This window comes from Streptomyces viridifaciens (assembly GCF_001888885.2).
GTDB lineage: Bacteria > Actinomycetota > Actinomycetes > Streptomycetales > Streptomycetaceae > Kitasatospora > Kitasatospora aureofaciens.
In genome coordinates, this window is the sequence record NZ_CP090841.1 from 3,957,075 (window position 1) to 3,978,471 (window position 21,397).

Annotated in this window: 18 protein-coding genes and 2 pseudogenes; 9 read left to right on the top strand and 11 right to left on the bottom strand. The window is 73.7% G+C overall.

All coding sequences use genetic code 11. The features are described 5' to 3' along the window. Nucleotides 1-55: 55 nt before the first annotated feature. Both BOQ63_RS24715 and BOQ63_RS24720 read left to right on the top strand, forming a co-directional pair. A complete protein-coding gene (locus tag BOQ63_RS24715) occupies nucleotides 56-229 on the top strand; it encodes a hypothetical protein (RefSeq protein WP_157846654.1) in 174 nt (57 codons plus the stop codon). Between the two features lie 34 nt (nucleotides 230-263). After that, nucleotides 264-1,097 carry an MBL fold metallo-hydrolase gene (locus tag BOQ63_RS24720; RefSeq protein ID WP_030288119.1) on the top strand — a complete coding sequence of 278 codons (834 nt, stop codon included), beginning with the start codon at nucleotides 264-266 and terminating at the stop codon, nucleotides 1,095-1,097. A 121-nt stretch (nucleotides 1,098-1,218) separates the two neighbouring features. Here the strand turns inward: BOQ63_RS24720 and BOQ63_RS24725 are convergent, their stop codons facing one another. Further along, nucleotides 1,219-1,893: a Crp/Fnr family transcriptional regulator gene (locus tag BOQ63_RS24725; RefSeq protein WP_030288117.1), complete on the bottom strand. Its 675-nt coding sequence runs from the start codon at nucleotides 1,891-1,893 to the stop codon at nucleotides 1,219-1,221. A 152-nt stretch (nucleotides 1,894-2,045) separates the two neighbouring features. After that, entirely contained in the window at nucleotides 2,046-3,083 is a 1,038-nt protein-coding gene (locus tag BOQ63_RS24730) for a DUF5937 family protein (RefSeq protein ID WP_030288115.1), read from the bottom strand. 113 nt (nucleotides 3,084-3,196) lie between these two features. Here BOQ63_RS24730 and BOQ63_RS24735 point away from each other — a divergent pair, with 113 nt between their 5' ends. After that, nucleotides 3,197-4,015, top strand: a complete 819-nt coding sequence (locus tag BOQ63_RS24735; RefSeq protein WP_030288113.1) for an isocitrate lyase/PEP mutase family protein — start codon at nucleotides 3,197-3,199, stop codon at nucleotides 4,013-4,015. A gap of 41 nt (nucleotides 4,016-4,056) precedes the next feature. Here the strand turns inward: BOQ63_RS24735 and BOQ63_RS24740 are convergent. Continuing rightward, a pseudogene (locus BOQ63_RS24740) lies at nucleotides 4,057-4,682 on the bottom strand (RraA family protein). A 106-nt stretch (nucleotides 4,683-4,788) separates the two neighbouring features. Next, nucleotides 4,789-5,577, bottom strand: coding sequence for an alpha/beta fold hydrolase (locus tag BOQ63_RS24745; RefSeq protein ID WP_030288109.1), 789 nt, complete (start codon nucleotides 5,575-5,577; stop codon nucleotides 4,789-4,791). A 140-nt stretch (nucleotides 5,578-5,717) separates the two neighbouring features. Between BOQ63_RS24745 and BOQ63_RS24750 the strand changes: the two genes are divergently transcribed. Both BOQ63_RS24750 and BOQ63_RS24755 read left to right on the top strand, forming a co-directional pair. Further along, entirely contained in the window at nucleotides 5,718-7,394 is a 1,677-nt protein-coding gene (locus BOQ63_RS24750; protein ID WP_150476097.1) for an FUSC family protein, read from the top strand. Nucleotides 7,395-7,433: 39 nt separating this feature from the next. After that, nucleotides 7,434-7,934 carry a MarR family winged helix-turn-helix transcriptional regulator gene (locus tag BOQ63_RS24755; RefSeq protein WP_030288107.1) on the top strand — a complete coding sequence of 167 codons (501 nt, stop codon included), beginning with the start codon at nucleotides 7,434-7,436 and terminating at the stop codon, nucleotides 7,932-7,934. A gap of 117 nt (nucleotides 7,935-8,051) precedes the next feature. Here the strand turns inward: BOQ63_RS24755 and BOQ63_RS24760 are convergent. Beyond that, nucleotides 8,052-8,643, bottom strand: a pseudogene (locus tag BOQ63_RS24760) (response regulator transcription factor); the annotation flags it as partial. 111 nt (nucleotides 8,644-8,754) lie between these two features. On the opposite strand from BOQ63_RS24760, the gene nth reads away from it, so the two are divergent. The 4 genes from nth to BOQ63_RS24780 all read left to right on the top strand — a co-directional run bounded on the left by nth (nucleotide 8,755) and on the right by BOQ63_RS24780 (nucleotide 12,563). Beyond that, nucleotides 8,755-9,759: an endonuclease III gene (gene nth / locus BOQ63_RS24765; RefSeq protein WP_150476098.1), complete on the top strand. Its 1,005-nt coding sequence runs from the start codon at nucleotides 8,755-8,757 to the stop codon at nucleotides 9,757-9,759. Next, nucleotides 9,756-10,490: an NUDIX hydrolase gene (locus BOQ63_RS24770; protein ID WP_046385980.1), complete on the top strand. Its 735-nt coding sequence runs from the start codon at nucleotides 9,756-9,758 to the stop codon at nucleotides 10,488-10,490. The genes nth and BOQ63_RS24770 overlap by 4 nt, the downstream gene beginning before the upstream one ends. A gap of 46 nt (nucleotides 10,491-10,536) precedes the next feature. Beyond that, entirely contained in the window at nucleotides 10,537-11,721 is a 1,185-nt protein-coding gene (locus BOQ63_RS24775) for a MarP family serine protease (RefSeq protein ID WP_030288103.1), read from the top strand. Between the two features lie 143 nt (nucleotides 11,722-11,864). Then, entirely contained in the window at nucleotides 11,865-12,563 is a 699-nt protein-coding gene (locus BOQ63_RS24780) for a metal-dependent hydrolase (protein ID WP_030288101.1), read from the top strand. 131 nt (nucleotides 12,564-12,694) lie between these two features. Here the strand turns inward: BOQ63_RS24780 and BOQ63_RS24785 are convergent, their stop codons facing one another. From BOQ63_RS24785 to BOQ63_RS24810, 6 genes are all read right to left on the bottom strand, one after another. Next, the gene (locus tag BOQ63_RS24785) at nucleotides 12,695-12,904 is read right to left on the bottom strand and encodes a hypothetical protein (protein WP_030288100.1); all 210 of its coding nucleotides are present in this window, start codon (nucleotides 12,902-12,904) and stop codon (nucleotides 12,695-12,697) included. 144 nt (nucleotides 12,905-13,048) lie between these two features. Beyond that, nucleotides 13,049-14,077 carry an alpha/beta fold hydrolase gene (locus BOQ63_RS24790; RefSeq protein WP_078867530.1) on the bottom strand — a complete coding sequence of 343 codons (1,029 nt, stop codon included), beginning with the start codon at nucleotides 14,075-14,077 and terminating at the stop codon, nucleotides 13,049-13,051. A gap of 78 nt (nucleotides 14,078-14,155) precedes the next feature. Next, nucleotides 14,156-14,632 carry a phage holin family protein gene (locus BOQ63_RS24795; RefSeq protein ID WP_030557840.1) on the bottom strand — a complete coding sequence of 159 codons (477 nt, stop codon included), beginning with the start codon at nucleotides 14,630-14,632 and terminating at the stop codon, nucleotides 14,156-14,158. Nucleotides 14,633-14,834: 202 nt separating this feature from the next. Continuing rightward, a complete protein-coding gene (gene nhaA / locus BOQ63_RS24800) occupies nucleotides 14,835-16,208 on the bottom strand; it encodes a Na+/H+ antiporter NhaA (protein WP_072654988.1) in 1,374 nt (457 codons plus the stop codon). Nucleotides 16,209-16,762: 554 nt separating this feature from the next. Continuing rightward, entirely contained in the window at nucleotides 16,763-18,718 is a 1,956-nt protein-coding gene (acs, locus tag BOQ63_RS24805; RefSeq protein ID WP_072654989.1) for an acetate--CoA ligase, read from the bottom strand. 242 nt (nucleotides 18,719-18,960) lie between these two features. Continuing rightward, a complete protein-coding gene (locus tag BOQ63_RS24810) occupies nucleotides 18,961-21,375 on the bottom strand; it encodes a SulP family inorganic anion transporter (RefSeq protein ID WP_079183740.1) in 2,415 nt (804 codons plus the stop codon). Nucleotides 21,376-21,397 lie beyond the last annotated feature (22 nt).

The following is a 21,397-nucleotide window of genomic DNA, read 5'->3' on the forward strand; positions in this document are numbered from 1 at the left end:
GATGACCACCGCTGAAGAGATGCCGATCAGACGAACCAGAAAGGACCGACGACCGATGGACCACAACGACGTGGCTCGCCGGACCACCCCCGAGCTGCCCGCCCGCCGACTGCCCTCCCGTTCCCCGGCCTGCACCAGCCAGGTCCCGTTCGTCGAGGTCGCCCAGCGCGCGCTCGTCCGGGCCCTGCCGCTGCGGGCCCTGCATCGCGACGGCGAGGGCGGCCGGTGAACGAGCGGAGCGAGCGAACCGTCGAGGAGTGCGCATGAGCGGGCTCCTGCCGGGTGACCCCGCCGCCGTGGTCGGCGGCGAGGCCACCCCCCGGGCGTTGTGCGTACTGGCGCCGAACCCGTCGCCGATGACGCTGGACGGCACCAACACCTGGCTGCTCTCCGAGCCGGGCTCGGACCTCGCGGTGGTGATCGACCCGGGCCCGCTGCACGAGGGCCACCTGCGCCGGGTGCTCGACCTCGCCGAGGAGCGCGGCAAGCGGATCGCACTCACCCTGCTGACCCACGGCCACGCCGACCACTCCGAGGGCGCGGCCCGCTTCGCCGAGCTCACCGGCACCGAGGTGCGGGCCCTGGACCCGGCGCACCGGCTGGGCGCGGAGGGCCTGGTCGGCGGGCAGCGGCTGGACGTCGGCGGCCTCGACCTGCGGGTCGTCGCCACCCCGGGGCACACCTCGGACTCGCTGACCTTCCACCTGCCGGACGACGGCGCGGTCCTCACCGGGGACACCGTGCTCGGCCGCGGCACCACGATGGTCGCCCACCCCGACGGCCGGCTCGGGGACTACCTGGACTCGCTGCGCCACCTGCACACCATGGCCTCCGCGCACGGCGTCCGCACCGTGCTGCCCGGCCACGGGCCGGTGCTCGCGGACGCGCTCGGCGCCGTGGACTACTACCTGGCGCACCGGGCCACCCGGCTCGCCCAGGTCGAGACCGCGGTCGAGGCGGGCTGCCGGACGGCCGCCGACGTGGTCGCCCGGGTCTACGCCGACGTCGACCGGGCGCTCTGGCCGGCCGCCGAGCTGTCGGTGCGCGCCCAGCTGGAGTACCTGGAGGAGCACGGGCTGATCCCGGACCAGGACTGATCCCGGGCCCGGACCGTTCCTGCCCGAGGCCTGGTGGGGACCGGGCCGGGGAACGACGAAGGGCCCGTCCGGATCGGACGGGCCCTTCGCGGTGCTCGGAGCGCTCGGAGTGCTCGGCGCGTCAGCGCGAGCGGCGGGACAGCCGCTCGACGTCGAGCAGGACCACCGCGCGCGCCTCCAGCTTCAGCCAGCCGCGGCCGGCGAAGTCGGCGAGCGCCTTGTTGACGGTCTCGCGGGAGGCGCCGACCAGCTGGGCCAGCTCCTCCTGGGTGAGGTCGTGGGCGACGTGGATGCCCTCCTCGGACTGGACGCCGAAGCGGCGGGAGAGGTCCAGCAGGGCCTTGGCGACGCGGCCGGGCACGTCCGAGAAGACCAGGTCGGACATCACGTCGTTGGTCCGGCGCAGTCGGCGGGCGATGGCCCGCAGCAGCGCGATGGAGACCTCGGGGCGGGCGTGCAGCCAGGGCTGCAGGTCGCCGTGGCCGAGGCCGAGCAGCTTGACCTCGGTCAGCGCGCTGGCGGTGGCGGTGCGCGGGCCCGGGTCGAACAGCGACAGCTCGCCGATCATCTCGCTGGGGCCGAGCACGGCCAGCATGTTCTCGCGGCCGTCCGGGGAGGCGCGGTGCAGCTTCACCTTGCCCTCGGCGACGACGTACAGCCGGTCGCCCGGGTCGCCCTCGTGGAACAGCGACTCACCACGGGCGAGGGTGACCTCGGTCATGGAAGCGCGCAGCTCGCCGGCCTGTTCGTCGTCGAGTGCCGCGAAGAGTGCGGCGCGCCGCAGAACGTCGTCCACGTGCTTCCTCCTTCTCGGCCGTCCGGCGGGTGGGCCGTCCGGCGCAAGTTCCGTTCAGTGTTCTGCATCACCAAGCATGGCGCATGTCGCTCCGATCATATGAGGAGGGGGTGTGTCCGGGTGTGCGGTGCGGGGCCATTCGCACCGGCGGGTCATCGGGCGGGGCGCCCCGCGGGCGTCGCCCGGTCGAGCGACTGTCCGTCGGTGTCGAACAGGGAGTCGCCCACTCCCGTACGGGCCGAGAGGACGGTGTGGCCGGCCCGGTGGGCGCTGGTCAGGCCCGCCGCGCGCAGTGCGGTGAGGTGCTGGGAGACGGCGGCCGGGGACAGTCCGGTCCGGCGGGCCAGTTCGGTGGTCGAGGCGGGGGAGTCCAGCTCGGCCAGCAACTGGGCCCGGGACCGGCCGAGGACGGCGGCCAGTGCGTCGGTGCGCGCCGCCGAGCCGGGCCGCTCCTCCCACAGCGCGGCCGTACCGCGCGCCGGGTAGACCAGCTGCGGCGGGTCCGGCGGCAGCACCCGGGTGAGCACCCGCGGCCAGGCGAAGGCCGAGGGCACGAGCAGCAGGCCGGCCCCGGCGGTCAGCCGGGTGACGGCGCAGTGCCGCCGCTCCAGCCGCAGCGCGGTGCCGTCCCAGCGGACCGTTTCGTGCAGGTCGTCCAGCATCCGCGCGGGGCCGTGCTCGGCCGCCTGCCGGGAGCGGTGGAAGACGTCCGCCGCCAGCAGCGCCCGGATCCGCGCCCAGTACGGGGCGAGCGCCAGCTCCCAGTACGCCTCGATCTCGGCCGCCAGCCGGGGCAGCTGGCCGGACGGGTCCCGGTGCAGCGCCGTCAGTGCGGCGGGCAGCCGGCCGCCGGCCTCGGCGGCCAGGACGTCGAGATCGGCCCGGACCTGCTCGGCGCCGGTCGCGGTGATCACGGCCAGCTCCTCGGCGAGCGTGGTCGAGCAACCCGCCGGGGCGGGGTTGAGGAAGTCGGGCAGGTGGCCGTCGGGCGGGACCATCGCGGCCAGCCGGCCCCGGTCCAGCCCGGCGGCGGCCAGCCGGGCGCGCACCTGCCCGGCCCAGCGGCGGTGCAGCGCCGGGACGGGGGAGCAGGCGAGCGCCCGCAGGCTGGTCACCACCTCCTGCATCGGGCTGACGGCGAACCGGGTCAGCGCCAAGTCCTGGGTGGAGAACTGGAGTTCCGTCCGCATCCGCGGTCCCCCTTCGGAAGATTCGGCCCCAGCTTAATCACTGGTGGCGGCCTACGGCCGGGGCGCAGGATGCCTGCGTCCCCACCGATCCGTACGAAAGCCGGTGACCCGATATGTCCACCACCCCCGAGACCCGCGAGCGGGCGCTGCGGCTGCGCGAGCTCGTCGCGGAGGGCGTGCTCGTCCTGCCCAACGCCTGGGATGCGGGCAGCGCCGCGGTGATCGCCTCGGCCGGCGCCCGGGCGATCGCCACCACCAGCGGCGGCGTCTCCTGGTCGCTGGGCCACGGCGACGGCCAGCGGATGGACCGGGCGGCGGCGGTCGAGGCGGCCCGCCGGGTCGTCGCCGCGGTGGACCTGCCGGTCACCGTCGACGCCGAGGGAGGGTACGGGCCGCTGGCCGCCGACGTGGCCGCGACCGTCACCGCACTGGTCGGCGTCGGCGCGGCCGGGGTCAACCTGGAGGACTCGACGGCCGTCGGCGGGCCGCTGTTCCCGGTGGCCGAGCAGGCCGGGCGGCTGCGCGCGGCCCGTACCGCGGCAGCGGCGGCCGGACTGCCCGAACTGCTGGTCAACGCCCGGACCGACGTGTTCCTGTTCGGACTGGGCGGGCTCGACGACGTGCTGGTCCGGGCCGAGGCCTACGCCGAGGCGGGCGCCGACGGCCTGTTCGTCCCCGGGCTGCTGGACCTCGACGTCCTCACCGAGCTGTGCCGGCGCTCCCCGCTGCCGGTGAACGCGATGGCCGGGGCGGGCGGGCCGGGTGTCGCCGAACTCGCCGCCACCGGGGTGCGGCGGGTCAGCGTCGGCACCGGGCTCGCCCAGGCCGCGTACACCACGGCCCACCGGGCCGCCGTCGAACTGCTCGGCGCCGGGACGCTGACGGAGCTCGACGGGGCGCTCGGCTTCGGGGAGCTGAACGGACTGTACTGACGCGCTGCGCCGGCGCGTCGTACCGGCGGTTCCGGGAGGCGTCAACCGGTGAAGCCCAGCTCGGCCAGGCTCTGCTCGATCCGGGCGTGGTGGGCGGCCTGCCAGTCGTCCAGGGTCTCGGCGGACTCCTTGGCCAGCTTCACCCGGGCCGCTTCCAGGGCCGTCACCCGCTCAGTGGCGGGCACCACCACGACACCCTCCTCGTCGGCCACCACGATGTCGCCGGCCACCACCAGCACGCCGCCGCAGCGCACCGGGGCGCCGTGGGTGCCCAGCTGCTTCTTCGCCCCCGGGATCGGGATGACGCCCCGGGCGACCACCGGGAAGCCCAACTCCCGCACCTCGCCGAGGTCCCGGATCAGGCCGTCGGCCACGAAGGCGGCGACGCCCCGGCGCTGCGCCACGGCGCAGACGTTGCCGCCGGCCAGCGCGTGGTCCAGGTCGCCGGACTCCACCACGATCACCGAGCCGGGCTCGGCCCGGTAGATCGCGCGTGCAGCATCAGGTTGTCGCCGGGCGGGCACTGCACGGTGAAGGCCGGTCCGGCCACCCGGGGCATGCCCGACCAGAGCGGGCGCAGGCCGATGTCCATGACCTGGGCGCGGCCCAGGACATCGGCCAGGGTGGTGGTGGGAATGTCCGCGAAGTCCTTGAAGTCCCCGTCCATGCTTCCTCTTTCCTCGATTTCCTCGGTGATTTCCCTGATGGTCGGACCGTGGGAAGACTAGGACGCGGCGGTGGACGGGGGTTCAGCGGCTCGGGGCGGGCGTCCGTCAGGCGTAGAACTTCAGCAGCTCCGGGACCAGCGCCTCGGCCGCCACCTCGTGGGTCTGGTCGGCCAGCGTCCGGTACTCGGCGCCCGGCACCGCCCCGGCCACCGCGCGGGCGGGGGCCCGCAGCAGCTCCGGGCTGGCGCCGCCGTCCAGGACCAGGGTGGGCACGGCGACGGTGGCCAGCAGCTCGACCGGCACGGTCGCACCGGTCCGTGCGCCGAGCGCCGCCGCGTCGTACGCCAGGGTCGGCGCGACCGCCTCGAACACCGGCCAGACCGGGGCGGAACGCATGCCCTCCAGCATCTCCCCGGGCAGCCCCACGAAGGTCAGGAAGGCCGCGACAGCGTCCCCGCGCCGTCCCTCGGCGAGCGCCGCCTCCAGCTCGGTGACGTACCCGACGAAGCGTTCGGCCTGCCCCTCCTCGGTGCTGAACGGCGGCTCGTAGACGGCCAGTCGGGCCATCCCGACGCCCGCGGCGGCGGCCCGCAGCGCGAGCGCGGCGCCGGAGGAGATGGCGAAGACGGCCGCCGAGCCGCCGGCCGCCGCGATGACGGCGGCCAGGTCCTCGATCTCGCGCTCCACGGCGAACGGCGCGGTGTCCCCGCTGCCGCCGCGGCCGCGGCGGTCGTAGGCCCACACGGTGTGGTGGGCGGAGAGCTGCTCGGCGACCGCGACGCCCGGGTCGAAGGCGCGGTGGCCGATCGCCCCGTCGACCAGCACGACGGCCGGGCCGGAGCCGGTGACGGTGCAGGCGATGGTGGTGCCGTCGGCGGAGATCACGGTGCTCATGGGGTGTTCCTTCTGTCGGGCGAGTCGGTCATGGGGGTAGACCGGGGCTCGTCGCAGAACTCATCGCTCCGGGGAGAAATATTTTTCCCGACCTGTCATGGCAGATGATTCACAGGTAAATTACCTGCTAATCTTTTTCCATGGCCACAGCCCTCCAGTTCCGACAGGCACTCCGGGTCGGCCCGCCCGGGGACATCTGGCACAAACCCGCGCTCAGCGCCGTGGCGACCCTCGGCGTCCTCAACCTCACCCTGCTCGCCCTCGGCCGGCTCGACCTCGCGCTCTACACCTCGGCCGGCGGCCTCGGCGCGCTGTACGGCCACGGCCTGCCCTACCGCGCCCGGGCCCGGACCCTGGCCGGCGTGCTGCTCGGCACCGTGCTCAGCACCGCCGCCGCCCTCACCGCCGCCGCACTGACCCGGGACGCCGTGGTGCTGGTCGCGGTGGCGGCCGGGCTCGCCGCGCTGCACAAGCTGGGCTGCGACGCCGCCCGGATCGGCCCGCCCGGCAGCCTGATCATCACCTTCACCAGCGCCAGCTGCGCCTTCGTCCCCCAGCGCCCCGCCGACCCCCCGCCGCACCTGGCGCTCACCGCACTCGGCGCCGCACTCGCCTGGCTGGTCGGGATGGCCCCCGCGCTGCTGCGCCCGTACGGGCCCGAGCGGATCGCCACGGCCCGCGCGCTGGAGGCCGCCGCCCGGCTGGCCCGCAGCGCGCCCGGCACCCCCGACGCGGCCGCCCGCACCGCCCTGGTCGGCGCGGTCGACGCGGCCCGGCAGAGCCTCGCCCTCTCCTCCCCGGCCCGGTGGCGCGCGCTCGGCGACGCGCCCGAGCGGCTGCTCGTCCACGCGGAGTCGGCCCTGGCCGCGCCCGCCGGTCCGGCCGCCGAATCGGTGACCGAATCGACGACCGAATCGACGACCGAATCGGCCGCCGAATCCGCTGCCGCTGCCGCCGAGCGGTACACGGCCTGGGCCCGTGACCTGCGCCGGGGCCGCCCGCTGCCGCTGCTCGACCTCACCGAGGCCGAGGCCGCCGAACTGCGCGCCCACCGCCCCGGCCCCCGCCCCTCGCTGCGCCAGGCCCTGTGCCCCGGCTCCGCGCTGCTGCCGATCGGCCTGAGGGTCGCGGTCGGTTGTGCCGCCGCCGGGTGGCTCTCGCTGGCGTTCGGCGTCGGCCGTCCGTACTGGGCGGTGGTCACCGCGGCCTCGGTGTTCCAGGCCAACAGCACGCTCTCCTGGCATCGCGCGCTGCAGCGGGTGCTGGGCAACCTGATCGGCCTGGCGGTGTTCACCGCCGTACTGCCCCTCGCCCACTCGGGACAGCCGGCCATGATCGGGCTGGGGCTGCTGTGCCAGTTCGGCGCCGAGGCGACGATCGCCCGCAGCTACTGGCTGGCCACCGTCTTCGTCACCCCGATGGCCCTGCTGATGACCGAGTTCGCGGGCCTCCAGCCCGCCCGGACCCTGGTCGCCGACCGGTGGCTGGACACCTGCGTGGGCGCGCTCACCGGCCTCGCCGCCTGTCTGCTGGTCACCAACCGCCGCACCGCCACCCGGCTGTCCCGCGCCCTGACCGGAGCCGAGACCGCCACCCGCGAGGCCCGGGTGGCCGCAGCCGACGCGGCCGTCGGTTCCGAGGCCGCGGCGGTCCGCAGTGGACTGGCCACCGCCCTGCTGGAGCTGCGCGAGGCCGCCGACGCCGCCACCGGCGAGTGGCGCCGTCCAGCCCTCCCGCACCAGCGCACCGCCGACGCCGAACAGCACGCCCACCACCTCCTGGCGGCCCTTCTGGAGCGGCGCGGCGCCAGACCCTAGGATCGACGGACGGTCGGTCGCGGAACGGGAGCAGCGCACGTGGAGGACGTCGTCGCAGGTGTGCTGCGCCAGTGGGAGCGCGCCTATCCGGGCCTGGACACCGGCCCGATCGCCGTCCTCGGCCGGATCAACCGCTGCGCCGCGCTCCTCCAGCAGACCCCCGACCCGCTCACCCGGGCCGGGCTCACCCGCGCCGAGTTCGACATCCTCGGCGCCCTGCGCCGGGTTGACGCCGAGCTGACGCCCACCCAGCTGGCCCGGGAGAGCTTCGCCTCCGGTGCCGCCGTCACCAAGCGCCTGCGGCTGCTGGAGGAGCGCGGACTGGTCAGCCGCCGCACCGACGAACGGGACCGCCGGGTCGCCCACCTCTCGCTCACCGACGCCGGGCGGGAGCTGGTCGACGGCCTGGTCCAGGAGCTCGTCGCCTACGACCGCGTCCTGCTCTCCGGGCTCACCCCCGACGAGCAGGACCGCCTCGCCGAGGCCCTGGCGGGCCTGCTCAACACCCTTGAGGGCACCATCGGCCGCTCGCTGCGGTGAACACCCGCCGACCGGATCCGATGGCCCGCGGCACCCGGGGCATCGCCCTCCTGCCGGCGGTCGGCTCCTTCGCCGCCTCGGTGCCGGCCACAGGCCGGACCACCGCCGGTTGATCCCGCCCGGCTCCCCGGCGATCCGGACCGCGTCCAACCCGGCTGCGCCCGCCGGGCTCGGCCACCGCGGCCGCCAGGTGGTTGCGCGCGGTGCCGGTGGAGAGGACCAACCGGGCGGCGATCTGGGTGACGGTCGCGCCCTGCGCCGCCGGCCGCAGAACCTCGGCCTCACGGGGCGTCAGCGGGTTCTCCCGCACCCCGGCGCGGCCACGGCGAGTTCCGGGTCGACGACCCGCTCCCCGGCGGCCCCCCGTCGGGTCGCGGCCGCCAACTCCTCGGCCGGCACGTCCTTCCCGAGGAGGCCGGGCACCCCGGCCGCCAGCGCCCGGCGCAGTTCGGCGGGCCGCAGCTGTCCGGCGAGGAGTGCGGCACGCCGGGAGCCGCTCGCGCAGCTCGGCCGCCGCGCGAAGCCCGTCCGGTCCGGGCAGATCGATGTCGATCACCGCGACGTCCGGCCCGGTCCGCAGCGCGGCCGGCACCACTTCGTCCCCGCGCTCGACGTCGGCGACGACCACCAGGTCGGCCTCGTACCCGAGCAGGGCGACCAGCCCCTGTCGCACGATGGTCACGTCCTCGGCCGACAGGACCCTGATCATCCGCTCTCCCACCAGCCGGACCGCCCCCACTACACAACAGCCGCCCCGGCAGGCCCTTTTTACGTCCTTGATCGGTCCCGAGCGGTCCGCCGCTCGGCGTAGCCTTCGTGCATGGCAGAGAGCAAGGCCCGGAAGACCGCGACCGAGCCGGCCGCGAAGCAGGCCGTGACGTCGGCCGCGAAGCCGGACGTGAAGCCGGACGTGAAGCCGGACGTGAAGCCGGACGTGAAGCAGGCTGCGAAACCGGACGTGAAGGCGACTGCGAAGCCGACTGCGAAGGCGGCCGCGAAGCCGCCCGTGAAGCCGAGGAAACCGGAGTCGCACCTGGCGATGGTGCGGCGGGCCCGGCGGATCAATCGCGAGCTGGCGGAGCTGTACCCGTACGCCCACCCGGAGCTGGACTTCGAGAACCCGTTCCAGCTGCTGGTGGCCACCGTGCTGTCGGCGCAGACCACCGACCTGCGGGTGAACCAGACCACCCCGGCGCTGTTCGCGAAGTACCCGACGCCCGAGGACATGGCGGCGGCGAACCCGGAGGAGCTGGAGGAGGTCATCCGCCCCACCGGCTTCTTCCGGAACAAGGCGAAGGCGCTGATCGGCCTCTCCACCGCGCTGCGCGACGAGTTCGGCGGCGAGGTCCCCGGCCGGCTGGCCGACCTGGTGACCCTGCCCGGCGTCGGCCGCAAGACCGCCAACGTGGTGCTCGGCAACGCCTTCGGTGTTCCCGGCATCACCGTGGACACCCACTTCGGGCGGCTGGCCCGCCGGTTCGGCTGGACCACCGAGGAGGATCCGGTGAAGGTCGAGCTGGCCGTCGCCGAGATCTTCCCGAAGTCGGAGTGGACGATGCTCTCGCACCGCGTGGTCTTCCACGGCCGCCGGATCTGCCACTCCCAGAAGCCCGCCTGCGGGGCCTGCCCGATCGCCCCGCTCTGCCCCGCGTACGGGGAGGGCGAGCTGGACCCGGAGAAGGCCCGCAAGCTGCTCAAGTACGAGATGGGCGGTCAGCCCGGCCAGCGGTTGAAGCCGCCGTCGGACTTCCCCGGCGAGGCCGCCGCCCGCGCCGACGCGGCCGCCCACCAGGGCCGGGTCGCCGACCTGGGGGTGGACGCGTGATCAAGGGAGCCATCGAGCGGAGCGGCCTGCCGGGCTGGCTGGAGCCGGTCCGGGACGCGGCCGAGCGGGTGCTGCCGGAGCAGCTGAGCCGTTTCCTGCCGCCGCGCGAGGGCGGCCGGGCGGCGGCCGTGCTGATGCTGTTCGGCGAGGGCCCGGACGGGCCGGACCTGCTGCTGATCGAGCGGGCCCGCTCGCTGCGCTCGCACGCCGGCCAGCCGTCCTTCCCGGGCGGCGCGCTGGATCCGGAGGACGGCGACCCGGACGGTCCCGGCCCGATCGCGGCGGCGCTGCGCGAGGCCTGGGAGGAGACCGGCCTGGACCCGGCCGGGGTGCAGGTCTTCGCCGCGCTGCCCCGGCTGTACATCCCGGTGAGCAGCTTCGTGGTGACCCCGGTGCTGGGCTGGTGGCGCGAGGAGTCGCCGGTCCACCCCGTGGACCAGGGCGAGACCGGCGCGGTGTTCCGGGTGACGATCGCCGACCTCGCCGACCCGGCGAACCGGGTCCGGCTGCGGCACCCGTCCGGGCACGTCGGTCCGGCCTTCGCGGTCGCCGGGCGGCTGGTCTGGGGGTTCACCGCCGGGGTGATCGACCGGGTGCTGCACCACAGCGGGCTGGAGCTGCCCTGGGACCCGTCCCGGATCGTCGACCTCTCGGACGACGCGCTCGCGCTCGTCCAGGGTGACCTCGAGCACTCCCGTGCCCTGCCGGGCGGCGACGCCGGCAGCTCGTGACGCACCGTCGGCGCGACACGGTCGCGAAGCGTGGGAGGGTGTCGGGGTGAACGTCCTGGATGTGCTGCTGATCCTCGCCGCTGTCGGATTCGCCGTTTCGGGCTACCGGCAGGGCTTCGTGGTGGGCGTCCTCTCACTCGTCGGCTTCCTCGGCGGCGGCCTGCTGGCCGTTCAGCTGCTGCCGCTGCTGCTCGACCACCTCAGCCCCGGCACCACCGCCTCGGTGGTGGCCGTCGTGGTGGTGATCGTCTGCGCCGCGATCGGCCAGGCGGTCACCGCCCACTTCGGCTGGAAGCTGCGCGGCCACATCGACCGCCGCCCGGCCCGGCTGCTGGACGCCTCCGGCGGTGCGGTGGTCAACGTGATCTCGATGCTGCTGGTGGCCTGGCTGATCGGCTCCGCGCTGGCCGGGACGTCCCTGCCGACGGTCTCCAAGCAGGTCCGGACCTCGGCGATCCTCGGCGGCGTCCAGGACGCGCTGCCCGGCGACGCGCCGAACTGGTTCTCCGACTTCTCCAAGGTGCTCGCCCGCAACGGCTTCCCCCAGGTCTTCAACCCCTTCGAGCACGAGCCGATCACCCAGGTCGACACCCCCGACCCGGCGCTGGCCAACAGCCCGGCGGTGGCCAAGGCCCGGCAGAGCCTGGTCAAGGTGGTCGGCACCGCGACCTCCTGCGGCAAGACCCTGGAGGGCAGCGGCTTCGTCTTCGCCCCGCACCGGGTGATGACCAACGCCCATGTGGTGGGCGGCGTCGACGAGCCGACCGTGCAGATCGGCGGCGTCGGCCAGCTCTACGACGCCACGGTGGTCCGCTACGACTGGCAGCGCGACATCGCCGTCCTGGACGTGCCCAAGCTGAACGCGCCCCCGCTGACCTTCGCGGGCGAGGCGCGGACCAACGACAGCGCGATCGTCGCGGGCTTCCCGGAGAACGGGGCCTTCAACGTCCAGCCCGCCCGCATCCGCGGCCGTATCCAGGCCAACGGCCCGGACATCTACCACCGCGGCCAGGTGGTGCGCGACGTCTACTCGGTCCGCTCGCTGGTCCGCCAGGGCAACAGCGGCGGCCCGCTGCTCACCCCGGACGGCCAGGTGTACGGCGTGGTCTTCGCCAAGTCCCTGGACAGCGCCGACACCGGGTACGTGCTGACCTCGGCCGAGGTGCGCGAGGACGCGACGGCGGGCGGGAGTGCGAGCGCCAGGGTGGACACCCAGGGTTGCGCGCTCTGACCTCTCGTCGACTCGCGGCGGCGGCCGGTGCGGGATCCGTCGTACCGTCAGTCCGCCCTGGTAGCCTCGGCCGCGCTCACCCGTTCGGCTCAACCGGGTTGCCGTCCCGGAGTGAGTCAACGGGAGGTCGTGGCAGTCCGATGATGGGTCATTCACATGCGGTGAGCGGGGCGATGCTGTACGCGGCCTCGGCTCCGTTCCTGCCCCCGCTGCTGCTGCACACCACGCTGCAGCCGGCGGACATACTGATGGGCACGGTGCTGTGCGCGGGCGCGGCGCTGCTGCCGGACCTCGACCACCACGACGGTTCGATCGCCAACTTCCTCGGCCCGGTCTCGAAGGCGCTCTGCCGCTTCGTGGCCTGGGCCTCCGGCGGCCACCGGCACGCCACCCACTCGCTGCTCTTCGTCGCGCTGATGGGCGGCGGCACCTGGGCGGGCGTCACCTTCCTGGGCCGCTACTTCACCCTTTCGGTGACGTTCTTCCTACTGGCGCTGGCGATCCGCGCACTGCGGCTCTGCCCGCCGAGCAACGGGCCGGAGGCGTGGATCACCGTCATAGGCCTGGCCGCGCTCGGCACCTTCGGGATGAACACCTGGATGCCCAACTCGCCCGGCTGGCTGCCGTACGCGGTCGGACTGGGCACGCTGGCGCACCTGCTGGGCGACTGCCTGACCAAGAAGGGCGCGCCGCTGCTGTGGCCGCACAAGGAGCGCTACGAGATCGTGCTGATCAAGCGCAGCGGCAACAGCGTCGAGACCAAGGTGCTGGTGCCGATCATGTCGGTGGCGACCTTCGTCCTGCTCTGGTTCACCGCGCTGTCGCCGCAGATCGTGAACTGACCGGCTGACCGGCTGACCGGCTGACCGACTGGCCGTGACCGACTGGTGGGCCGGCCGACCGGTGGGCCGGCCGACTGACCGGCCGGCTGGCTGATCGGCCGTCGTCCGGACCGCCGGAGCGGCGCGGGGCCTCAGGTCTCGCGCCGCAGTCGTGCGCCCACCCACCGGGCGCGCCGGCCGAGGATGCGCCGGATGCCCATCTGCCGTTGCACCCCGCGCTGACGGCGGTCGAGGCCGTCGAAGCCGAGGTCGTCCGCCCGGTCGGGGCGGTGTGCGGAGCGCTGGGGACTGTTGTGGCGTCGGCCGCGCGGGGCGTCGTCGCGATCGGGCATCCAGGTCATACCGGAATGGATGCCCCTGGGCCGGTGGGAGTAACCGCCCGGGCTCGCCAGAACTGGCCTATGCGTTTGTCATATGAGCACAACATTAAGGGAGTTGGGCCGTCCGATCCCGTCGCGGAGACCGTCCGGCGGACCCTCCGGGCGTCACTCCTTGTGGCGGCCGACCCAGTCCAGCAGCTCGGCGGTGAACTCCTCCGGCGCCTCCTCGTGCGGGAAGTGCCCCACCCCCGGCATCAGCCGCCAGCGGTACGGCGCCGCCACGTACTCGCCGCCGCCCAGCGCGGTGTGCGGCAGCAGCACCGGGTCCGAGGCGCCCTGGACGTGCAGGGTCGGCGCGGTGATCGGCTTCTTCATCCGCCGGGCGAACTGGATGCCGTCCGGGCGCGCCATCGAGCGCAGCAGCCAGCGGTACGGCTCGATCGAGCAGTGCGCGGTGCTGGGGATCTGGATGGCCTGCCGGTACGCGTGCACGGCCGCCTCGTCCAGCTTGTTCGGCCCGGTCCACTCGTCCAGGTAGCGGCCGACCAGCGCGGCGTCGTCGGCGACCAGGCGGCGTTCCGGTATCCACGGCCGTTGGAAGCCCAGCACGTGGTCGAAGGCGGCCATCTGCTTGCGGTCCGTCAGCAGCGCCCGGCGCAGGTCCCGGGGGTGCGCCGCGGAGACCACGGTGAGGCTCTGGATCACCGACGGGCGCATCACCGCCGCCACCCAGGCCAGGGTGCCACCGGAGGCGTGCCCGACCAGGTGTGCCCGGCGCTCGCCGAGCGAGCGGATCACGCCGGTGATGTCCAGGGCGAGGTTGCCCGGGTCGTACCCGCGCGGGGTGCGGTCGCTGCCGCCGATGCCCCGGAGGTCGAGCGCCACCGCGCGGTAGCCGGCCGCGGCCAGCGCGGTCAGTTGGTGGCGCCAGGCCCACCAGTACTCGGGCCAGCCGTGCACCAGCAGCACCAGCGGGCCGGAACCCAGCTCGGTGATGTGGAAACGGGCGCCGTTGGCCGCGAGGTCGCGGTGCCCCCACGGGCCGGACTGCCGGATGTTCCAGGCCTCGGCAGCGCCCTCGCCGTGCCGCTCGGCGGCCGGCCCGGGGACGGTGCCGGGGACGGTGCCGGGGCCGACGTCGGGGACGGAGTCGGCGGACGGCTGCGCGGTCACGGGCGTCTGGTCGAGCGGCATACCGAGAGCGTGTCACATCCGCGAGCCGGACACGTGCCCGGCACTCGCTCTCGGCGGGTTCGAGCGCCCCTCCCGCGGTTACGGGATACGGCCCAGACCCCGGTCGATCTCCTCCTGGGTGGCCGGCCGCGGCCGGGCGTTCTTCAGCACCTCGGCGGTCTTCTGGACGCCCTCGATGGTGCGCTCAGGCTTGGTCACCTTCTTGAAGATGCGCACGGCCACGAAGCCGACCAGCGCCGCGACGAACACGTGGAGGGCGAACGAGATCGCGAACGACCAGCCCAGCGGCACACCCAGCCAGTGGAAGAAGAAGGCGATCGCGATGCTCGCCATCGGAATGCCTGCCAGGCCGATCACGCCGGCCACGACGAAGAAGATGCTGCCGGCGGCGCCGCGCTTGACGTCCGTCTTGATCTCGGCCTTGGCGAGCGCGATCTCGTCGTGGACCAGCGAGGACAGGTCGGCGGTGGCCGCCGCGAACAGCTGCCCCACCGAACGCTCACCCTCGTAGGGCGCCCGGCCGTTGCTGGACGGGTCTGCGGCTCCTGTGGGCATCAGCGGTTCTCCTCTGCAGCTGTTGCGGCGTGACGCCGTCGCGGTGTGCGGTTTCCGGTGCCGGTGGGGGATCCGGAGGCGTCAGTGGTGTGTCGACAGCTCAGAATCATGCCCCTACCGGTCAGTCGGACACCACTCCGGGGCCCCGGCGGAGGGACGTGTCCTGGCTTCGGAAGGCGCGCTGGACCCCTCCGGAAGGGCTTCAGCCGTCGCCTCCGAACCCCTCGCGGGGCAGGCGCCGGGCCGGTTCGTCCTGCTGGCGGACGTCCGGCACGCCGTCGCCGTCCACGCTGCCGCCCACGCCGCCGTCCACGTCCTGGTCCTCCTCCTCGCACAGCGTGCGGTAGTGCCGGGTGCGCAGCTTCAGCAGCACGGTGGCGATCGTCGCGCAGAGCAGCGAGCCGACCAGGACGGCGGTCTTGGAGCGGTCGGCGAGCGCCAGGTCGTGGGGGAAGGCCAGTTCGCTGATCAGCAGCGAGACGGTGAAGCCGATCCCGGCGAGCACCGAGACGGCGAACAGGTCGGCCCACTTGAGCCGCGGGTTCAGCTCGGCCCGGGTGAACCGGGCGGCCAGCCAGGTGCCGCCGAAGATGCCCACCGTCTTGCCGACCAGCAGACCGGTCACGATGCCGAGCGGAGTGGCCTGGGTGAAGACCTCGCGCAGCGCCGGGACGGAGATCGTCACCCCGGCCGAGAACAGCGCGAACACCGGGACGGCCAGCCCGGCCGAGAGCGGGCGGACCAGGTGCTCGATGTGCTCGCCGGGGGAGTGCTTCTCGTCGCCCTCCCGGTGGCAGCGCAGCATCAGGCCCATCGCGACGCCCGCCACGGTGGCGTGGACGCCGCTCTCGTGCATCAGCGCCCAGACCACGACGGCCAGCGGTACGAACAGGTACCAGCCCTTCACCCCGCGCCGGTGCAGGAACCAGAACAGGACCAGGCCGGCGAAGGCCAGGCCGAGCGCCCAGAACTTGATCCCGGAGCTGTAGAAGATCGCGATGATCAGGATCGCGATCAGGTCGTCCACCACGGCCAGGGTGAGCAGGAAGGCGCGCAGCGCCGAGGGGAGGTGGCTGCCGACCACGGCGAGCACACCGAGCGCGAAGGCGATGTCGGTGGCGGTCGGGATGGCCCAGCCGCCTGGGTGTCCGCCGCTGCCGGAGTTCACCAGGGCGAACAGGACCGCGGGCATGGCGACGCCGCAGACGGCGGCGACCACCGGCAGCAGTGCGGCGCTCGGGGTGCGCAGCTCGCCCGCGACGAACTCGCGCTTGAGTTCGATGCCGGCCACGAAGAAGAAGATCGTCAGCAGGCCGTCCTTGGCCCAGGTGGCCAGGGTGAGGTCGAGATGGAGCGGGGCGGACGGGCCGATCCGGTAGTCGAGCACGCTCTCGTACGAGTGCGGCCAGACGTTGGCCCAGATCAGGGCGACCACGGCGGCGGTCAGCAGCAGCATGCCGCCGACCGTCTCGGTGCGCAGGGCGTCGGTGATGAAGGTGCGCTCGGGCAGTGACAGCCGGCCGAGGAACTGCTGGCGGCGGGTCGTCGGCTCGTGGACGGGCGGCTGGTCGGTCACGTGGGACCTCCTGGGGCGGGGAGCGGCGACGGATGCACGGGTGGTGCAGTTGCCGACCAGACTTCCCGGCGCGCCCTCTGACGCCCGCGACTCCTGCTCAAGGATCTTGATGCGTCCTTAGCAGTCTAACGGGACTTTTCGGGTGACATCGGGATCGTCCTGTTAAAGGACTTAAGCCCTGCGGGACGGTTCTGCACTCCCGAGTAGCAGTGGACCGTCGCCCGAACAGCCCGGGCCGCGCGCAGTCGGGTGAACGCCCCCCTGTCATCGGCCGCAGCCGCCGCCCCCGTCCGGGAGACGCCGGGCCTCCAGGTGCGCTACTCCAAGCCCGGCTGCGGACCGCTCGGACCGCGGTCGCCCAACGCGGTCGGGCAGCGCGGTCGGGCGGCGCAGCTGGGCCGCGCAGCTGGGCCGCGCTACGACGACCTGCCCGTCGCCCGGGTGTCACACCGTCTGCGGGCATGACGAAGGGGCCCGGGCGGTGAACACCGCCCGGGCCCCGTCACGGCTTCAGCGCGCCGAGCCCGCTGCGCGCTCCGTCGTCAGCGCCGCACTCAGCCGTTGTCGCCGTTCGGCGGCAGCTGGGCCTGGATCTGGCTCATCACCGTACTGTCGGCGAGGGTGGTGGTGTCACCGACCTCGCGGCCCTCGGCGATGTCGCGCAGCAGGCGGCGCATGATCTTGCCGGAGCGGGTCTTCGGCAGCTCGCCGACCACCTTGATCTGCTTCGGCTTGGCGATCGGGCCGAGCGTGCGGCCGACGTGCGCCCGCAGCTCCTCGACCAGCTCGGGGCTCTCGGCGATGCCGCCGCGCAGGATCACGAAGGCGACGATGGCCTGGCCGGTGGTGACGTCAGCGGCGCCGACCACGGCGGACTCGGCCACGGACGGGTGGCCGACCAGGGCCGACTCGACCTCGGTGGTGGAGATGTTGTGGCCCGAGACCAGCATGACGTCGTCCACCCGGCCGAGCAGCCAGATGTCGCCGTCCTCGTCCTTCTTGGCGCCGTCACCGGCGAAGTAACGGCCCTGGAAGCGCGACCAGTAGGTGTCGATGTAGCGCTGGTCGTCGCCCCAGATGGTGCGGAGCATGGACGGCCACGGCTCGGTGAGCACGAGGTAGCCGCCGGAGCCGTTCGGGACCTCGTTGGCCTCGTCGTCCACCACGGTGGCCGCGATGCCCGGCAGGGCGCGTTGGGCCGAGCCCGGCTTGGTCTCGGTGACGCCCGGAAGCGGGCTGATCATGACGGCGCCGGTCTCGGTCTGCCACCAGGTGTCCACGATCGGGCACTTGCCGCCGCCGATGTGCTCGCGGTACCAGATCCACGCCTCGGGGTTGATCGGCTCGCCGACGCTGCCCAGCACCCGCAGCGAGGACAGGTCGAACTTCGCGGGGATGTCGTCGCCCCACTTCATGAAGGTACGGATCGCGGTCGGCGCGGTGTAGAGGATCGTCACTCCGTACTTCTGGACGATCTCCCAGAACCGGCCCTGGTGCGGGGTGTCCGGGGTGCCCTCGTAGATGACCTGGGTGGCGCCGTTGGAGAGCGGGCCGTAGACGATGTACGAGTGGCCGGTGACCCAGCCGATGTCGGCGGTGCACCAGTAGACGTCGGTCTCCGGCTTGAGGTCGAAGACCGCGTGGTGGGTGTAGCTGGTCTGGGTGAGGTAGCCGCCCGAGGTGTGCAGGATGCCCTTGGGCTTACCGGTGGTGCCCGAGGTGTAGAGGATGAACAGCGGGTGCTCGGCCTCGTGCGCCTCGGGGGTGTGCTCGGTGGACTGGCGCGCGGTGATCTCGTGCCACCAGACGTCGCGGCCCTCGGTCCAGGGGATCTCCTGCTCGGTGCGGCGGATCACCAGGACGTGGTCGACGCCCTCGACCTTGGTGAGCGCCTCGTCGATGGCCGGCTTGAGGGCGGAGGGCTTGCCGCGCCGGTAGCCGCCGTCGGCGGTGATGACGAGCTTGGCCTGGGCGTCCTGGATGCGGGAGGCGACGGCGTCGGAGGAGAAACCGCCGAAGACCACCGAGTGGGTGGCGCCGATCCGGGCGCAGGCGAGCATCGCGACGACCGCCTCGGCGATCATCGGCAGGTAGACCGCCACCCGGTCGCCCTTGCGGACGCCGAGCTCCAGCAGCGCGTTGGAGGCCTGCGAGACCTCGTCCTTGAGCTGGGCGTAGGTGATCGAGCGGCTGTCGCCGGGCTCGCCCTCGAAGTGGATGGCGACCCGGTCGCCGAGGCCGTTCTCGACGTGGCGGTCCACGCAGTTGTAGGCCACGTTGAGCTTGCCGTCGGCGAACCACTTGGCGAAGGGCGGGTTGGACCAGTCGAGCGTCTCGGTCGGCTCGACGGCCCAGCTGAGGCGGCGGGCCTGCTCGGCCCAGAAGCCCAGCCGGTCCTCGGAGGCCTGAGCGTACGCGGCCGCGGTGACGTTGGCGGCCGCGGCGAGCTCTGTCGGCGGGGCGAAACGCCGCTCCTCCTTGAGCAGGTTGGCCAGGCTCTCGTTGCTCAACGCGCACTCCTCATCGAGTCATGATCTGGGGCGATCCCGTGGGTGGGGATTGTCCCGTGTGTCCCAGCGCACAAGCTCACCAGGCGAACGGGTCAGTTGACAAGAGGCTCCTTGGAATTGGTGTAGACCTATGACCGAAGATCGAACGACCGGCCGTGCGGTCCGCCGCGCGGGGCGGCGGACCGCACGGCGGCCGGGGGGCCCGCGCCCCGGCCCGCCCGGCGGGGACACGGGCCCGGCTCTCAGGCGGCCAGCTGGGGCCCGTCCTCGCCGCCGTCGACGGGAACCCGGCCGTCCTTTCCCGCTCGTTCGGCCGACTTCTCGTCAGGTCGCCCGTCCGGCCGGGCTTCGGCACAGGCGCCGGCGTGGGCCTCGGTGCGGGCCTCGACCGGACTGAACGTCCCGGCGTCGCGGTCGAGGACGTAGGCCTGGGCGGTGGCGAAGTCGAAGTACATCCCGACCAGTCGCAGGCTGCCCTCCTCGACCCGGCGCTCCACCGCCGGATTCGCCATCAGCTGGTCCAGCTGCTGCACCACGTTGGTGATGCAGAGCTGCTCGACGAGGTCCACCACCGGCCGGTCGGCGAACTCGGCCGGGACCCGTCGCAGCCGGTCCAGTGAGCCGCGGCCGTTGCGCAGCCAGCGGGCCAGCGGGGTGGGCGGCCCGGTGCGCTCGTCGTGCACGCCGTCCAGCAGGGCCTTCATCGCGCCGCAGCCGGAGTGGCCGCAGACCGTGATCGAGCGCACTTCCAGCACCTCGACCGCGTACTGGACCGCGGCGGCCACCGAGTCGTCCGCCGCGCCGGGCTCGAACGGGGCCGGTACGAGGTTGCCCACGTTCCGGACGGCGAACAGGTCGCCGGGGCCGCTGTTGGTGATCATGCTGGTCACCATCCGCGAGTCCGAGCAGGTCAGGAAGAGCTGGGAGGGCGTCTGCCCCTCCCGGGCCAGCCTGGCGAGTTCGGGCCTGATCAACGGGGCGGTGTGCTGTTGGAACACCCGGACGCCGTCCAGCAGCCGGCCGTGCGGGTCCTCCTGCTGCTCGATGCAGCGGTGGCCGACCCAGGGCGTCCAGGCCCGGCAGCGGTGCGGGCCCGGCGAGCTGCCCGTGCGGACCGTGCCGTCGGGATCGAGCACCTCGTCGTCCTGGCGCCGCGTCACCAGCGAGACCCGGCCGCCCGCGGCCTGGTGTCCCGTCCGCCAGTCGTGCAGCGTCTCGTACGCGGCGTGGTCCAGGAAGGAGCCGTCGTGCACCACGGTGACCTCGGTGGCCTCGGGGATTCCGGCCAGCGCCCGGCTCAGCCGGGGGACGGCGGTGAAGGTGAGCGGCCCATGGGTGTGGACGGTGACCGAGCCGTCGGGGCCGGTCTCGACGTCCACGTGGGCACGGGTCAGCCGGTAGAGCGCGAGCAGTACGGCGGTGGCGGCGCCGAGGCCGACACCCCACAGCACGCCGAAGGCGACCACGGCGAGCATGGTGATCAGGTAGACCGGGAACTCGCGGTGCCGGTGCACGTTGCGGATGTGCGCGAAGCTCACCATCTGCAGCCCGACCACCAGCACCAGGGCGGCCAGGGCGGCCAGCGGGATCCGGCGCAGCCCACCGGCCAGCGCCAGTGCGGCCGCGAGTACCCAGACGCCGTGCAGCACCGAGGCCCACCTGGTCTGCCCGCCGGCCCGGACGTTGGCGGTGCTGCGCACGGCGCCGCCGGCGATCGGCAGTCCGCCGACCAGCCCGCTGACCAGGTTGGCGAGGCCCTGTCCGCGCAGCTCGCGGTCGAGGTCACCGGTGCGCTGGGACATCCGGTCCACCGCCACGGCGGACAGCAGCGACTCCACGCTCGCGACGGCGGTGACGGTGAGGGCGGCGGCGAGCACCCCGGCGAGCGAACCGTGCGGGAGTGCGGGCACGAGAGACTGCGGCTGCCAGGAGGGCAGTTCGATGTGGGCGAGTCGCAGGTCCAGCGCGAGGGCGAGCGCGGTGGCGGTCGCCACGGCGGCCAGCGGGCTGGGCACCTTGGCCAGACGGGCACCGAACTCGCCCGCACGGCCTGGGAGTCGGTCGAGCCGGGGCCAGCCCAGCAGCACGGCCACGGTCACCGCGCCGACCAGCACCGCCGGTGGGTGCGGACCGGACAACTGCTCGGGCAGCGCCAGGAGGTTGGCGACCGCCGAGCTCTGCGGGGAGCCGCCGAGGACGACGTGCAGCTGCGCGAGGGCGATGGTGAGTCCGACTCCGGCCAGCATGCCGTGCACGATCGCGGGCGAGACGGCGAGTGCCGTCCGGGCCACCCGGCGTGCGCCGAGCAGGAGTTGCAGCAGTCCGGCGGCGACGGTGACGGCGCAGGTGGCCCGCCAGCCGTACTGGGCGATCAGCCCGGCGGTGATCACGGTCAGCGCGGCGGAGGGACCGCTGACCATGAGCGGGGTGCCGCCGGACAGCCCGACCACGATGCCGCCCACGGCCGCGGCGGCCAGACCGGCGGTGAGCGGGGCGCCGGTGGCGAGCGCGATGCCGAGGGAGAACGGCACGGCGATCAGGAAGACCACCAGGGAGGCGGAGAGGTCCTGGGTCCAGCGGATCCGGGGGCCGGGGTCCGGTGGCGCGTGGTCGGTGGTGTCTGAGGCGATGGGGGCACTGGAGATGTCGAGGGTCATGGTCTTCCCGTCTGTCCGGGGG